14 protein-coding genes are annotated in these 13,598 nt (G+C 63.6%); 4 read left to right on the forward strand and 10 right to left on the reverse strand.

Features of this window, described 5'->3' with window-relative positions; all coding sequences use genetic code 11:
- Positions 1–61 precede the first annotated feature (61 nt).
- The gene (gene rimO / locus AC3WJR_RS05340) at positions 62–1,393 is read right to left on the reverse strand and encodes a 30S ribosomal protein S12 methylthiotransferase RimO (protein ID WP_492722916.1); all 1,332 of its coding nucleotides are present in this window, start codon (positions 1,391–1,393) and stop codon (positions 62–64) included.
- On the opposite strand from rimO, the gene AC3WJR_RS05345 reads away from it, so the two are divergent.
- The 4 genes from AC3WJR_RS05345 to AC3WJR_RS05360 all read left to right on the forward strand — a co-directional run bounded on the left by AC3WJR_RS05345 (position 1,356) and on the right by AC3WJR_RS05360 (position 4,037).
- Positions 1,356–1,811 (forward strand): GIY-YIG nuclease family protein, encoded by a 456-nt coding sequence (locus tag AC3WJR_RS05345; protein ID WP_492722918.1) that lies wholly within the window; start codon positions 1,356–1,358, stop codon positions 1,809–1,811. The two genes, rimO and AC3WJR_RS05345, sit on opposite strands and share 38 nt — an antisense overlap.
- The gene (locus AC3WJR_RS05350; RefSeq protein ID WP_492722920.1) at positions 1,808–2,374 is read left to right on the forward strand and encodes a DOMON-like domain-containing protein; all 567 of its coding nucleotides are present in this window, start codon (positions 1,808–1,810) and stop codon (positions 2,372–2,374) included. The genes AC3WJR_RS05345 and AC3WJR_RS05350 overlap by 4 nt, the downstream gene beginning before the upstream one ends.
- A 138-nt stretch (positions 2,375–2,512) precedes the next feature.
- Positions 2,513–3,709 carry an exo-beta-N-acetylmuramidase NamZ family protein gene (locus tag AC3WJR_RS05355; protein WP_492722922.1) on the forward strand — a complete coding sequence of 399 codons (1,197 nt, stop codon included), beginning with the start codon at positions 2,513–2,515 and terminating at the stop codon, positions 3,707–3,709.
- A 169-nt stretch (positions 3,710–3,878) separates the two neighbouring features.
- The gene (locus AC3WJR_RS05360; protein WP_354281584.1) at positions 3,879–4,037 is read left to right on the forward strand and encodes a hypothetical protein; all 159 of its coding nucleotides are present in this window, start codon (positions 3,879–3,881) and stop codon (positions 4,035–4,037) included.
- Position 4,038: 1 nt separating this feature from the next.
- Here AC3WJR_RS05360 and AC3WJR_RS05365 read toward each other — a convergent pair whose 3' ends face one another.
- From AC3WJR_RS05365 to AC3WJR_RS05405, 9 genes are all read right to left on the reverse strand, one after another.
- Positions 4,039–5,217 (reverse strand): vWA domain-containing protein, encoded by a 1,179-nt coding sequence (locus AC3WJR_RS05365; protein WP_492722924.1) that lies wholly within the window; start codon positions 5,215–5,217, stop codon positions 4,039–4,041.
- 96 nt (positions 5,218–5,313) lie between these two features.
- On the reverse strand, positions 5,314–5,874 hold the full coding sequence (locus tag AC3WJR_RS05370; RefSeq protein ID WP_492722926.1) for a CHAP domain-containing protein: 561 nt from the start codon (positions 5,872–5,874) through the stop codon (positions 5,314–5,316).
- A gap of 122 nt (positions 5,875–5,996) precedes the next feature.
- Positions 5,997–6,851, reverse strand: coding sequence for an AAA family ATPase (locus AC3WJR_RS05375; protein WP_354281578.1), 855 nt, complete (start codon positions 6,849–6,851; stop codon positions 5,997–5,999).
- Between the two features lie 69 nt (positions 6,852–6,920).
- Entirely contained in the window at positions 6,921–7,592 is a 672-nt protein-coding gene (locus AC3WJR_RS05380; protein WP_354281576.1) for a DUF6975 family protein, read from the reverse strand.
- A gap of 415 nt (positions 7,593–8,007) precedes the next feature.
- Entirely contained in the window at positions 8,008–8,553 is a 546-nt protein-coding gene (locus AC3WJR_RS05385; protein ID WP_492722929.1) for a hypothetical protein, read from the reverse strand.
- 124 nt (positions 8,554–8,677) lie between these two features.
- Positions 8,678–10,705 carry an RNA polymerase sigma factor RpoD gene (gene rpoD / locus AC3WJR_RS05390; protein WP_492722931.1) on the reverse strand — a complete coding sequence of 676 codons (2,028 nt, stop codon included), beginning with the start codon at positions 10,703–10,705 and terminating at the stop codon, positions 8,678–8,680.
- Entirely contained in the window at positions 10,705–12,588 is a 1,884-nt protein-coding gene (gene dnaG / locus AC3WJR_RS05395) for a DNA primase (protein WP_492722934.1), read from the reverse strand. Before dnaG ends, rpoD begins: the two co-directional genes overlap by 1 nt.
- On the reverse strand, positions 12,585–13,085 hold the full coding sequence (locus tag AC3WJR_RS05400; RefSeq protein ID WP_492722936.1) for an endonuclease domain-containing protein: 501 nt from the start codon (positions 13,083–13,085) through the stop codon (positions 12,585–12,587). The genes dnaG and AC3WJR_RS05400 overlap by 4 nt, the downstream gene beginning before the upstream one ends.
- Entirely contained in the window at positions 13,085–13,552 is a 468-nt protein-coding gene (locus AC3WJR_RS05405) for a GatB/YqeY domain-containing protein (RefSeq protein ID WP_354281566.1), read from the reverse strand. Before AC3WJR_RS05405 ends, AC3WJR_RS05400 begins: the two co-directional genes overlap by 1 nt.
- Positions 13,553–13,598: the final 46 nt, after the last annotated feature.

The following is a 13,598-nucleotide window of genomic DNA, read 5'->3' on the forward strand; positions in this document are numbered from 1 at the left end:
CTCGAGCGATGGAACGACGATATGTCACCGTCCTGCCGCTCAAGGGAAGGGGGCGCTGCCCTCAAACGGTCGGGACGCCGTAAAGATCATGCTCGTCGGCATCTTCGATCGCGACCGCGACGATATCGCCCACGGACAGATGCCCGGCGTCACGCAGGAACACCTCGCCGTCGATCTCGGGCGCATCCGCCTTTGACCGACCGGTCGCGCCGCCCTCTTCATCGACGGCGTCGATGATGACGTCGAGCGTGCGACCGACCTTGGCCTGGAGCTTGTCCGCCGAAATCCGTGCGGTCAGTTCCATCAGGCGGGCATAGCGCTCTTCCTTGATCGCTTCGGGCACATGGTTGGGCAAATCGTTGGCGGCCGCGCCCTCGACCGGCTCGAACCGGAACGCGCCGACGCGGTCGAGCTGCGCTTCTTCCAGCCAGTCCATCAGATAGGCGAAATCGTCCTCGGTCTCACCGGGGAAGCCGACGACGAAGGTCGAGCGGATCGCGATGTCGGGGGCGATCGTGCGCCAGTTCTTGATCCGCTCGAGCACCTTGGTCTCGTTCGCCGGGCGCTTCATCAGCTTGAGCACGTTGCGGCTGGCATGCTGGAACGGAATGTCGAGATAGGGGAGGATCAGCCCCTCGGCCATCAACGGGATGACCTGGTCGACGTGCGGGTAAGGGTAGACATAGTGCAGCCGCACCCACGCGCCGAGCTTGCCGAGTTCGCGCGACAGGTCGGTCATGTGCGCGCGGACTTCCTGCCCGTGCCACATGCGCGGCTGGTGGCGGATGTCGACGCCGTAGGCCGAGGTGTCCTGGCTGATCACGAGCAATTCGCGCGTGCCCGCCTCGATCAATTTCTCGGCTTCGCGCAGGATCGCGTCGGGACGACGGCTGACGAGGTCGCCACGCAAGCTCGGGATGATGCAGAAGGCGCAGCGGTGGTTGCAGCCCTCCGAAATCTTGAGATAGCTGTAATGCCGCGGGGTGAGCTTGAGCCCGCTTTCGGGGACGAGATTGAGGAACGCGCTCGGCGGCATCGGGGCGGCGGTGTGGACCGCGCCGACGACCTCTTCGTACTGATGCGCGCCCGTGACTGCGAGGATGCCCGGGAACTTCGCGCGGATCATCTCCGCTTCCTTGCCCATGCAGCCGGTGACGATGACGCGACCGTTCTCGGCGATCGCCTCGCCGATCGCCTCGAGCGATTCTTCCTTGGCGGAATCGAGGAAGCCGCAGGTGTTGACCAGCACGACGTCCGCGCCCGCATAATCGGGGGACATGGCATAGCCATCGGAGCGCAGCTTGGTCAGGATCCGCTCGCTATCGACCAGATTCTTGGGACAGCCAAGCGAGACCATGCCGATCTTCGGCGGGGAGGGGAGTGTTGTTGCCATGGGAACGGCGGCATGTAGCGATCTTGAGGCGAATTTGCCAGCCGGTTGCTTCCGTGTGAATTCCCCGCAACTCTCCCGCTTCCCCGGCGAAGGCCGGGGCCCAGGAGCGGTGGCGGTCGTCATGGATGAGCAGGCCTATGTTTACATCATGGCGAGCGAGCGAAACGGCACGCTATACCTTGGCTCGACGAACGCTCTCGCACGGCGTGCATGGGAGCATCGGGAAGGTGTCGTTGCGGGTTTCACGAAGCAATATGGCTGCAAGCTGCTGGTCTGGTACGAGCTTCATGGCGTGATTGAATCAGCGCGTTTGCGGGAGTTTCAAATGAAGTCGTGGAAACGGGCGTGGAAAATCCGCGAGATTGAAGGTCTCAACGCGGAGTGGGAAGACCTGTACGACCGGATCGCGCAGCCATGACGGACACCGCTACTGGGCCCCGGCCTTCGCCGGGGAAGGAATATAGGTTGGTCGTGCATCCGGACCGGCCGGCCAGTGTGGTGCGATCGGTCAGCGCGGAAGTGCGTCGGGACGGCGACGAACTGCTTTTGACCTTCACCGTCGAGGGTCTTGACCACGTGACGCTTCCGGACCGAGCGGCTCCCTCGCGCACCGACGGCCTGTGGAAGACCACCTGCTGCGAGCTGTTCCTCACGCCTTCGGGGTCGGACGCTTATTTCGAGTTCAACTATTCCCCCTCGACGCAATGGGCGGCGTATCGGTTCGAGTCCTACCGGGCGGGCGGTTGCGATCTTCCGTTGTCGGTCGCGCCAAATGTTGATCGCGAGTCCGCTAATCTTGCCGAGGTTCGCCAAAACCTGTCCGACCTCCCGCCGGGCCCGCTCCAGATGAGCCTCACCGCGGTGATCGAGGAAACCGACGGCACCAAATCCTATTGGGCGCTTGCCCATGCCCCCGGCCCGCCTGATTTCCACAACCGCGCGTCGTTCATCGCAACCCTGCCGGTGCCAGCGCACCCTTGACCTGCTCTGCTTCCCCGGCGAAGGCCGGGGCCCAGGAGTGAGCCGGTCGAACGCATGGCGCAGCGCGCGGCAACGACCACCTTTGCGACTGGGCCCCGGCCTTCGCCGGGGAAGCAAGACTTTTGGGAATTTTGCCCCATGAACTTCGGTATCGATCGCCTCCTCGCTGACCCCGCCTTGCGCAAGCCGCTCGAAGGCAAGCGCATCGCGCTCCTCGCGCACCCCGCCTCCGTCACCGCCGACCTGACGCATTCGGTCGATGCGTTGATCGCAGTCGGGCTGAACGTCACCGCAATGTTCGGCCCGCAGCACGGCGTGCGCGGCGACCTGCAGGACAATATGATGGAGTCGCCCGACTTCACCGATCCGACCTACGGGATGCCGGTGTTCAGCCTGTATGGCGAAGTCCGCCGCCCGACCGCGGAATCGATGGAGTTGTTCGACGTGATGCTGGTCGACCTGCAGGATCTCGGTACGCGGATCTATACCTTCATCACCACGCTGCGCTACGTGCTCGAAGCCGCCGCCGAGCATCGCAAGGCGGTGTGGGTGCTTGATCGCCCCAACCCCGTTGGCCGACCGGTTGAGGGGCTGACCCTGCTCCCCGGTTGGGAAAGCTTCGTGGGCGCGGGGCCGATGCCGATGCGGCACGGGCTGACGATGGGCGAACTCGGACACTGGTTCGTCGATCTGCTCAAGCTCGACGTCGACTATCAGGTCGTGACGATGGAAGGCTGGCAGCCTGATGCAGCGCCCGGCTTCGGCTGGCCGACCGAGCGGACCTGGATCAACCCCAGTCCCAACGCCCCCAATGTGATGATGGCGCGTGCCTATCCGGGGACGGTGATGCTGGAAGGCACGTCATTGTCGGAAGGGCGCGGGACGACGCGGCCGCTCGAATTGTTCGGCGCCCCCGATATCGCCGCGCGCGCCGTGATCGCCGACATGCACCAACTGGCACCCGAATGGACCGAGGGCTGCCGCCTGCGCGAAATCTGGTTCGAACCGACCTTCCACAAGCATGTCCATCACTTGTGCAACGGCGTGCAGATCCACGCCGAAGGTCCGTCCTATCGCCACGCAGCGTTCAAGCCGTGGCGACTTCAGGCGCTGGCGTTCAAGGCGATCCGCCGGCTGTATCCCGATTATCCGCTGTGGCGGGATTTCCCGTACGAATATGCGTTCGGCAAGTTGCCGATCGACGTGATCAACGGCGGTCCTGGCTTGCGCACCTGGGTCGATGACAGCGCTGCGACCCCGCGTGATCTCGAAGCGATAACGGCGACGGACGAAGCGCATTGGTCCGAACAGCGCCAAAAATCGCTGCTATATTGAACGGCGCAATCCGGACGCCCGTAGTATTACTCCATTGGTCGTAATTGAGTAACCATTCAAGGCTACACCTGTGATTGGCGATGGTGCGATGCAGTACCATGGGTCATGCAGTAACGAGGCGATTCGCGATGGCTGGGGGGCTGTTGCGTCGCTACGGAGGGTAGATCACGTGGAATCGGACCGTCTTTTTTATCAGCGCCGGGTGACGGCAGAACGTCTCGCCGCCGCCCGCGCCATTACCGTCGAGGCACGCGACCGGCGCCTGGTTCTGGTGCGATCTTATCTCGACAAGTTGCAGGCATTGTCGACCGATTTGACGGTCGCCTGATCTAGCGTTTGCGGGTCAGTTCCCGCATCGCTTCGTCGAGTCCGGCGAGCGTGAGCGGATACATGCGGTCGGTCATCAACTCGCGAAGGATTCGCATGCTCTGCGAATAGCCCCATTGTTGTTCGGGGATCGGGTTGAGCCAGACTGCGGCCGGATAGGTCGTGGTCAGCCGCTGCATCCACACCGCGCCGGATTCCTCGTTGAAATGCTCGACCGATCCGCCGGGGTGGCTGATCTCATACGGGCTCATCGACGCGTCGCCGACGAACACGAGTTTATAATCGTGCCCGAACTTGTGGAGCACGTCCCACATCGGGGTGCGTTCGGCAAAGCGGCGGGTGTTGTCCTTCCACACGCCTTCATACGGGCAATTGTGGAAGTAGAAGAACTCGAGGTTCTTGAACTCGGTCGTCGCCGCCGAGAACAATTCCTCGCACAGCTTGACCCACGGATCCATTGATCCGCCGACGTCGAGAAACAGCAACAGCTTGACCGCATTGCGCCGTTCCGCGCGCATCACGACGTCGAGCCAGCCCTGCCGCGCAGTCCCCGCGATCGTCGCGTCGATGTCGAGTTCGTCGGCGGCCCCTTCGCGTGCGAACTTGCGCAGACGGCGGAGCGCCACCTTGATGTTGCGCGTGCCGAGTTCGCGGGTGCTGTCGAGGTTACGGAACTCGCGCTGGTCCCACACCTTTACCGCACGTTGGTGCGTGCTCTCGCCGCCGATGCGGACGCCTTCGGGATTGTAGCCGCTATTGCCATAGGGGGAGGTGCCGCCGGTCCCGACCCATTTGTTGCCGCCCTGGTGGCGCTCCTTCTGCTCGTCGAGCCGTTTCTTGAGCGTCTCCATGATCTCGTCCCACGATCCAAGCGCCTTGATCGCGGCCATCTCCTCCGGGCTGAGATACTTCTCGGCAACCGCGCGCAGCCAGTCCTCGGGGATGTCGGCGGCGGGTTGGCCGAAGGTGGTGGCGATGCCCTTGAACACCTTGGCGAACACTTGGTCGAACCGGTCGAGCAGGCCCTCATCCTTCACGTACACCGCGCGGGAGAGGTAATAGAAATCCTCGGGCGTCCGCTCGATCACCTCGGCGTCGAGCGCCTCAAGCAGCAGCAGATGCTCCTTCAGGCTTGCGGGGATCCCCGCCGTGCGGAGCTCATCGAGAAAGGTGAGAAACATGACGGCATGCTAGGACCGGCGCTCGCTCGGTGTCCAGTGGGTTCCGGCGACACCGCCTGCGATGATGATGCGGCGGTGCCCGTTCGGATGCTCGTATCAGTGCGCGTAGGAATCGATCAGCGCGCCGACATAGTCGGGACTGCGCCCCGTCAGCTCGGCGGCGGTCTGGACGCGCGCCCCGGGGGTCGTCCGCGTTCCGTAAATAAAGCCGTAGGTCGGAAAGACTGATCCGCCGAGCCCCGAATTATCGCGGAACCACACCTTAACCTGGCTCCAGTCGTTCGACGCGGAGACGTCGGTCAAGGTGACGTCCTGTTCGGCATGGCCGCGTTCGCCGTTCATGCGTGACCAATTGGCGTGCGTGACCATCGCGACGCGTGAATCGACGACGCGGCTGATCACGGCGACATGCCCCAGCGGCAGGCGACCCGTCCGCGCGAAGACGAGCACCGCGCCCGGCTGCGGGCGTTCGCCGCGGCGGTAGCGACCTTCCGCCTGGCTCCACCACGTCCACGCATCACCGAACAGCTGGATGCCGGAAGCCGCACGCGCGAACGGGACGCACTGACCGATATAGTCGAGCAACGACGATGCAGACGCCGGCACCGCCATCGCGACCGCGCTCAATCCTGCAAAGATGAATGTCGCTCTACGCATCTCGTATCCCAACGGATGCCCCCAAGGGTTCCGTAACGGCCAGTCGATAACGAAAGGTTACCCCGACCGTGGGGCGTTTGGCAATTCCAGCCGATGCATCGCAGGCTGCGCCGGCTCGAAAGTCAGCCCTTGTTCTGCTGCCGCTTCGCCATGAAGGCGAGGCGTTCGAACAGCATCACGTCCTGTTCGTTCTTGAGCAGCGCGCCATGAAGCGGCGGGATTGCCTTGGTCGGATCGCGGTTCTGCAGCACGTCGAGCGGCATGTCCTCGTGGAGCAGCAACTTCAGCCAGTCGAGCAATTCGCTCGTGCTCGGCTTCTTCTTAAGCCCCGGCACGTCGCGAACGTCGTAGAAGATGTCCATTGCGCGGTTGACCAGGATCTTCTGAATGCCGGGGAAATGGACGTCGACGATCGCCTGCATCGTGTCGCGGTCGGGAAACTTGATATAGTGGAAGAAGCACCGGCGCAGGAAGGCGTCGGGGAGTTCCTTCTCGTTGTTCGACGTGATGATGACGATCGGCCGTTCGACCGCGCGCACCGTCTCGCGCGTTTCGTAGACATGGAACTCCATCCGATCGAGTTCCTGCAACAGATCGTTGGGAAATTCGATGTCGGCCTTGTCGATCTCGTCGATCAGCAGGACGGGCGGCTTGGGACGCGTGAACGCCTCCCACAATTTGCCGCGACGGATGTAATTGCCGATGTCGTGGACGCGCTCGTCGCCCAGTTGGCCGTCGCGCAGGCGGGCGACCGCATCATATTCGTACAGCCCTTGCTGCGCCTTGGTGGTCGACTTGATGTTCCACTCGATCAGCTCGGCATCGAGCGCCTTGGCAATCTCATAGGCGAGCACGGTCTTGCCGGTACCCGGTTCGCCCTTGACCAGCAAAGGGCGGCGGAGCGTAACCGCAGCGTTGACCGCGACCTTGAGGTCAGCGGTGGCGACATAGCCTTGCGTGCCTTCGAAGCGCTTCATTGCGGTCGATCCCGTCCGTTTGAATTCCGGGTACGGCGATAGAGGCAAAGCCCGCTGAAGTGCAAGCCGCTACTGGCGATCGCGTGCCGCGGCGCGGGCCTCGATCAGATCGAGCAGCCCGCGATGTTGCGCGAAGGCCTGTTGCGCACCGAAGCGGATCGCGCGGAGCGCCGCTGCGGGGGTGTCGGGCGAGGCATAGGCCGCGATGACCACGGTTTCGTCGGGCAGCGCGCTGACCGCAGCGGCGATGCCGAGCCGTTCGGCTGCGGTGTCGAAAATTCGTCGAAAGGCTTTCCAGTCGATCAGCAAAGCAATCGCCGCGCCGGTGGCACATCCGGTGCGCTGTGATGTCGCGAGCATGTCGAACGCGTGGCGGATGGCCGCAAACGCGCCATCGCTTTGCGCCTGACCCGGCGTGGAGGGCAGGGGACCGACCGCGGCGGTCAGCGCGGCGAGATACGCCCGCTCGTCCGCGAACGCGGTTGCCGCAGCGACCAGCCAGGACTGGTCGGCACCGGGGATGGGACAGCGGGTGGCAGACAGGAAGAGCGCGGTAGCGCCGCCGTGCGCTGCACAGATGCAGTGGATGGCATCGGCAAGGTCGCGCGCGGACGCCCAGGCGGTCGCGTCGCTCAGGCGAACCAGGAACGGGTGGCCCGCACATCCGTCGTTTGCGGCGAGCTGAGCGATACCAAGCGCACCTTCATCCTGTGTCGGCGTGTCTGGCGATCGGGTTGGCATGGGTCCTGACAAGTCCTCGTGCCGGTTCCGCGTGGGCAGTTCACGCGTGCTGCGGCACATCTGTGGAGGAACAACTAAACCAAAGATCGTAAACACTTTGTTTAAAGCGACTTGCAGGACTTGGCGTAGACCCGACGAGCCAACGCACGGCCATGAACGGTACCGAAAAGCATAAATGCCAGAGGACCCGAGAGTATATAAAATTGTCATGCGCAACAGAGACTTAAGGTGGTTCCGGCGTTGAGTTGCACCGAACAGGAACTGCGGCTGCCAAGCACGCGATCGTCGACGAAATACTTTGGTGGATCCGCTTGGCCAGAACCCGAAAGGTCATGATCTTCACAGGACCAGACATGGGTTCGGCCAATTTGCACTTCGGGACCCCGGGGACAGCGGATCTCCGACGAGCTGCAAATCAGGGGATGGCCGCACCATCGTCCCGCCCGATCAGCGCTACCCCGTCATCATACCGAACGATCGTCCAACCGATCGTTCTGCCAGGAGGTGTGAGGGAAGACAGGCGAACCACGACTTCCAGTCCCGCAGCCGGTCCCTCGCGTAGAACGTCCCGCACCAGCGCATAGTCGTTCGCGGCCAGAATACCCTCCAATCGTTGGCCGCACTGAATGAGGGTGCCGAATTGCGCGCGCGCGGTCCGGCTCGTGGCGGCGATGATGCCTGCTGCGTCCGCCGCTATCACGAGATCGGAAACCGCATCGATCATATCGTCCGCGCCGGCCATTGAAGCCATCCCCGATGCGGCCCGTGCAAGCAGCGCATTCCAGTGATCGATCGACACGAGAACATGCCGCGGTCGGTTATGCTGCACGATCGTGACCGGCGCGTGCAAGGCGCGTTGTCCCCACACGCCAAAATGCCGGACCAATATGGAGGATGTTACGATGTCCTGACCGGCCCAGGGCTCGGCAGGATCAGCGAAGAAGGACGGCGGTGCACGCATTGCGCGGTGATCGCTGGTTCACGCCGCCGGCGCCATCGATTGCCGCCAGAATGGATGCAATTACAGAAACGGCGACGATGGCGTTTGCTCCATCGTCGCCGCTCTTGTCGTCGTCGGACGGTGCTTACTGGTCGAGGAACGACCGCATCTTGCGGCTGCGGCTCGGGTGCTTCAGCTTGCGCAGCGCCTTGGCTTCGATCTGGCGAATACGCTCGCGCGTCACCGAGAATTGCTGGCCGACTTCCTCGAGCGTGTGATCGGTGTTCATCCCGATCCCGAAGCGCATGCGCAACACGCGCTCCTCGCGCGGCGTCAGCGACGCCAGCACGCGCGTGACCGTCTCCTTGAGGTTCGCCTGGATCGCGGCATCCACCGGGATGATCGCGTTCTTGTCCTCGATGAAATCTCCGAGATGCGAATCCTCCTCGTCGCCGATCGGCGTTTCGAGCGAGATCGGCTCCTTGGCGATCTTCATCACCTTGCGGACCTTCTCGAGCGGCATCGACAGACGCTCGGCCATTTCCTCGGGCGTGGGCTCGCGGCCTTGCTCGTGGAGGAACTGGCGGCTGGTGCGGACCAGCTTGTTGATCGTCTCGATCATGTGGACCGGGATACGGATCGTCCGCGCCTGATCCGCGATCGAGCGGGTGATTGCCTGACGGATCCACCAGGTCGCATAGGTCGAGAACTTGTAACCGCGGCGATACTCGAACTTGTCGACCGCCTTCATCAGGCCGATGTTGCCCTCCTGGATGAGATCCAGGAACTGCAGACCGCGGTTGGTGTATTTCTTGGCGATCGAGATGACGAGCCGCAGGTTCGCCTCGACCATTTCCTTCTTGGCGATACGCGCCTCGCGCTCGCCCTTCTGGACCATGTTGACGATCCGGCGGAACTCGCCGAGCGCCATGCCGGTCGCCTGGCTGATCTCGCTGATCTCGACGCGGATGCGATCGACTGCCTCGCCCTCGTTGGTGACGAACGCGGTCCACTTCTTGTCGAGCTTGGCGACGCTCGGCAGGAACTGCTCATCGAGCTCATGGCCGATGTAGCGGTCGAGGAAGTCCTTGCGCGGCACCTTGTGACGCTCGGCGAGGCGCAGCATCTGGCCCCCCAGCGCGGTCAGGCGACGGTTGAAGGCATAGAGCTGGTCGACCAGATATTCGATCTTGGCGTTGTGGAACTGGACGCTCTCGACTTCCGCCGTGAGTTCCTCGCGAAGCTTGTGATACTTCTTCTCGTCCGCATTCGACAGCTCGCCGCCGCCCGCCATCGCGTCGAGACGCGCTTGCTGGACCTTGGAGAACTTCTTGTAGAGCGCGGTGATGTTGGCGAAGCGTTCGAGCGCGATCGGCTTAAGCTGCTCTTCCATCTGCGCGAGGCTGAGGGTGTTATCCTCTTCCTCATCGTCCGAAGCGCGCGGGGTACGGCGCTCGCCGTCCTCGTCATCGTCGACCGACGGTTCCTCGGGCTCGGCTTCTTCCTTGAACGAGGGGCCTGCGTTCTTTTCCGAAATCTCGCCGTCGCCATCCTCGGCTTCGGCCATTGCTTCGGGTGCCGGGTCCTTCGACAGCATCGCGTCGAGATCCATGATCTCGCGCAGCTGCATCGTGCCTTCGTTGAGCGCGGTCGACCAGTCGATGATCGCGTTGAAGGTGATCGGCGATTCGCACAGACCCAGGATCATCGTGTCGCGACCGGCTTCGATCCGCTTGGCGATGGCGATTTCGCCCTCACGGCTGAGCAACTCGACCGCACCCATCTCGCGCAGGTACATGCGGACGGGGTCGTCGGTACGGTCGACGACTTCCTTTTTCTTGACGTCGAGCGCGGGGCCCGCATCTTCGGACGCGTCTACCGGCTCCGCATCATCGTCGTCCTCGGCCTTGGCCGGCTCGTCGCCGTCCTCGCCTTGCTCGTCATTCTCGACGATGTTGATGCCCATCTCGCTGAGCGCGGCACTGATGTCCTCGATCTGGTCGGACGACATCTCGCCCTGCGGCAGCGCTTCGTTGAGCTGCTCATAGGTGATGTACCCGCGCTTCTTGGCACGAGCGATGACCTTCTTGATCGAAGCATCGTTCAAATCGATCAGCGGTGCGTCGCTCGACTCGGTCGTATCCGCAACGTCCGCCATATCCGTCTTCGCCATCAACTGCCCTCGGTCATAAAGCTTCTTGCGTCTTCGTTCGACTGCACCAGATTTGCAAGTCGCGCGTCGAGCGTCTGTTTTTCCTTCACCAACGCCACCTGGCGGGCAAAGGCCTCATCCGAATAGTCCGACTGCATGGCAGCGGTCGCCTCAGCCAGCGCGGCGTCGACTTCGGGTCGCGCCACCAGGATCGCGATCGCCTCATCGAGGTCCTCGCGCGCCCGGGCCGGCTCGGCATCCTTCTGCGTGAACGAACACGACAATCGGTCGGGTCGCAGCAGATCATGCGCGATACTGTCAAATCCGGATGAAGCCAATATGGTGAGCAACCGGTCACTATCAAGCACATGGTCTTCGACCGCGAGATCGACGACGGCTTCGAACAACCGCCCGAGCGCGTCGTCGGCGAGTTTGAGGCTGCCAAGCACTTCCATATGCCGTGCGATTTCCGCCGGATGGCGGATCAGCCCGGCCAACACCGCCTTGGCGAGGATCGGGTCGATCCCGCGGGTCCGTACCGCTTTGACACCATCGCCGACGGGAAGATGCGGCGCCTTATACGGTTTGCCGGGCTTGCCGCGCTGGAATGGCTGGAACGGCGCGCGGGGTTCGAACGCCTTTCGCTGGGGGCGGAACGCTTCGTCGAAGCGGGTGCGGAACTCGGCCTGATATTCGTGCGCGACGTTGCTGTCGGCGATCGTCTTGGCGAGCTCGGCGAGCCGCGCCTTGAGGCCAGCCTTCTGCTCGGGCGTGTCGAGCGGTTCGGCGGCGAGTTCGCTTTTCCACAGCCGGTCGACCAGCGGTTCGGTCTGTTGGAGCAACGCCTCGAACGCGCCCGGGCCGTGCGCGCGGACGAGATCGTCGGGATCCTGACCCGCGGGCAGGGTGACGAAGGCAAGACTCCGACCCGGCTGGAGCAGCGGCAGCGCGCGGTGTGCGGCACGCAAAGCCGCCTTCTGCCCCGCGCTGTCGCCGTCGAAACACAGGATCGGCACTTCGCACAACCGCCACAGCCGCTCGAGCTGCGGCTCGGTCAGCGCGGTGCCGAGCGGCGCGACCGCCTCGCCGAACCCCGCCTGCGCGAGCGCGATCACGTCCATATACCCCTCGACCACCAGCACGCGCCCCGTCTTGCGCGAGGCGGGCGCGGCACGATCGAGATTGTAGAGCGTGCGGCCCTTGTCGAACAAAGGGGTTTCGGGGGAATTGAGGTATTTGGGCTCGCCGTCGCCGATGATGCGGCCACCGAACGCGATCGTGCGCCCGCGTGGATCGCGGATCGGGATCATCAGTCGCCCACGAAAGCGATCGTACGGGACCTTGTCGTCGACCTTGATCAGCAACCCGGCCTCGATCAGCAGCGGATCGCCATAGTCCTTGAGCGCGGTCTTGAGTCCCCCGCGCGAATCGGGGGAGAAGCCGAGCCCGAAGGTCCGCGCGGTCTCGGGCTTGATCCCACGCTTGGCGAGCACCCCGCGCGCAGTCGCGCCGGCGAGACCGTCGAGCTGCTCGGTGAACCAGGTCGCGGCATCGCTGCATGCTTCGTGGAGGCCCTTGGCGGCTTCCGCTTTCTCCGCGGCGCGCGGGTCCATTGCGGGGAGCTCCATGCCTGCGGTCTGGGCGAGTTCCTTGACCGCATCCATGAACGGCAACCCGCGCTGCTCGGTCATCCAGCGGATCGCGTCGCCATGCGCCGAACAGCCGAAGCAATGGTAGAAGCCCTTGTCGTCGTTGACGTAGAAGCTCGGGGTCTTCTCATTGTGGAACGGGCAGCACGCCCGCCATTCGCGGCCCGCCTTCTGGAGCTTGGTGGTCTTGCCGATCAGGCCGGACAGGAGCGTGCGGCTGCGGAGTTCGTCGAGGAATTGGGGGGATAGGGTCATGCGTCCGCCGTCCCCGTATCGGGATCGATCGGCCCCGAATCCTCCCCTCCCGCCCGCGGGAGGGGGTAGGGGGTGGGCGCGCGCTCTCCGCGAAGCGCAGCGTCAGCAATCATTTCCAATACGCCCGTCATGTTCGAAGTCAGATCATTGTTCCAGAACCGGATAACCCGGTATCCCGCGCGTTCGATCGCACGGGTCCGGGCTTCATCATAGGGCATAGCGTCCGCGTGCTGGCTCCCGTCAACTTCGACGACCAGCTTGGCCGCGCGACATACGAAGTCAGCCTTATACCCTGCGATCGGCATTTGCCGAATGAACTTCAGCCCGTTCAAACGCCGCCCCTGCAGATGACGCCATAGCAAAACTTCGTGCACCGTCGCCGCATTACGCAGGGCACGCGCTTCGGCAGTCGGTCGGCTTAGTTTGAACCGCGCGCCCACCCCTCGGTCCCCTCCCGCGAGCGGGAGGGGAGGAAGAAGGGGCGCGCCCTCGTCCATTACGCCAGCGCAGCCTTCACCGCAGCGCTCGCCTTGCTCATGTCGATCTCGCTCGCATGGCGCGCCTTTAGCTCCGCCATCACGCGGCCCATGTCCTTCATGCCCGTAGCCCCAAGCTCGGACTTGATCGCCTCGATCGCCGCCGCGGTCTGCGCTTCGTCCAGTTGTGCGGGCAGGAACTGCTCGATCACCGCGATTTCCGCGCTCTCGGCATCCGCCAGTTCCTGGCGTCCGCCCTTCACGTACATCTCGATCGACTCGCGGCGCTGCTTGATCATCTTCTGCAACACCTCGACCACGAGCACATTGTCGTCGTCCGGGGCCTTGCCCTCGCGCGATTGCGGCGCGCGCGCCTCGATGTCGCGGTTCTTGATCGAGGACTGCACCAGCCGGAGGGTCGCGGTGCCAGCCTTGTCGCCGCCCTTCATCGCGGTGATCAATGCAGCCTTGATGTCGTCTCGAATCATGTGTCGTCCTTTTGCTGGGGCAGGAGGGTAGCGGGTTTATCCGATT

This window comes from Sphingomonas sp. FW306-05-A, assembly GCF_058782275.1.

Bases quoted from the DNA above. Each gene is read 5' to 3' on its own strand.
- AC3WJR_RS05400 (WP_492722936.1), bottom strand. From the start codon at position 13,085: ATGGACGAGGGCGCGCCCCTTCTTCCTCCCCTCCCGCTCGCGGGAGGG.
- AC3WJR_RS05370 (WP_492722926.1), bottom strand. From the start codon at position 5,874: ATGCGTAGAGCGACATTCATCTTTGCAGGATTGAGCGCGGTCGCGATG.
- rimO (WP_492722916.1), bottom strand. From the start codon at position 1,393: ATGGCAACAACACTCCCCTCCCCGCCGAAGATCGGCATGGTCTCGCTT.
- dnaG (WP_492722934.1), bottom strand. From the start codon at position 12,588: ATGACCCTATCCCCCCAATTCCTCGACGAACTCCGCAGCCGCACGCTC.
- AC3WJR_RS05380 (WP_354281576.1), bottom strand. From the start codon at position 7,592: ATGCCAACCCGATCGCCAGACACGCCGACACAGGATGAAGGTGCGCTT.
- AC3WJR_RS05365 (WP_492722924.1), bottom strand. From the start codon at position 5,217: ATGTTTCTCACCTTTCTCGATGAGCTCCGCACGGCGGGGATCCCCGCA.
- AC3WJR_RS05350 (WP_492722920.1), top strand. From the start codon at position 1,808: ATGACGGACACCGCTACTGGGCCCCGGCCTTCGCCGGGGAAGGAATAT.
- AC3WJR_RS05355 (WP_492722922.1), top strand. From the start codon at position 2,513: ATGAACTTCGGTATCGATCGCCTCCTCGCTGACCCCGCCTTGCGCAAG.
- rpoD (WP_492722931.1), bottom strand. From the start codon at position 10,705: ATGGCGAAGACGGATATGGCGGACGTTGCGGATACGACCGAGTCGAGC.
- AC3WJR_RS05375 (WP_354281578.1), bottom strand. From the start codon at position 6,851: ATGAAGCGCTTCGAAGGCACGCAAGGCTATGTCGCCACCGCTGACCTC.
- AC3WJR_RS05385 (WP_492722929.1), bottom strand. From the start codon at position 8,553: ATGCGTGCACCGCCGTCCTTCTTCGCTGATCCTGCCGAGCCCTGGGCC.
- AC3WJR_RS05405 (WP_354281566.1), bottom strand. From the start codon at position 13,552: ATGATTCGAGACGACATCAAGGCTGCATTGATCACCGCGATGAAGGGC.
- AC3WJR_RS05345 (WP_492722918.1), top strand. From the start codon at position 1,356: ATGCCGATCTTCGGCGGGGAGGGGAGTGTTGTTGCCATGGGAACGGCG.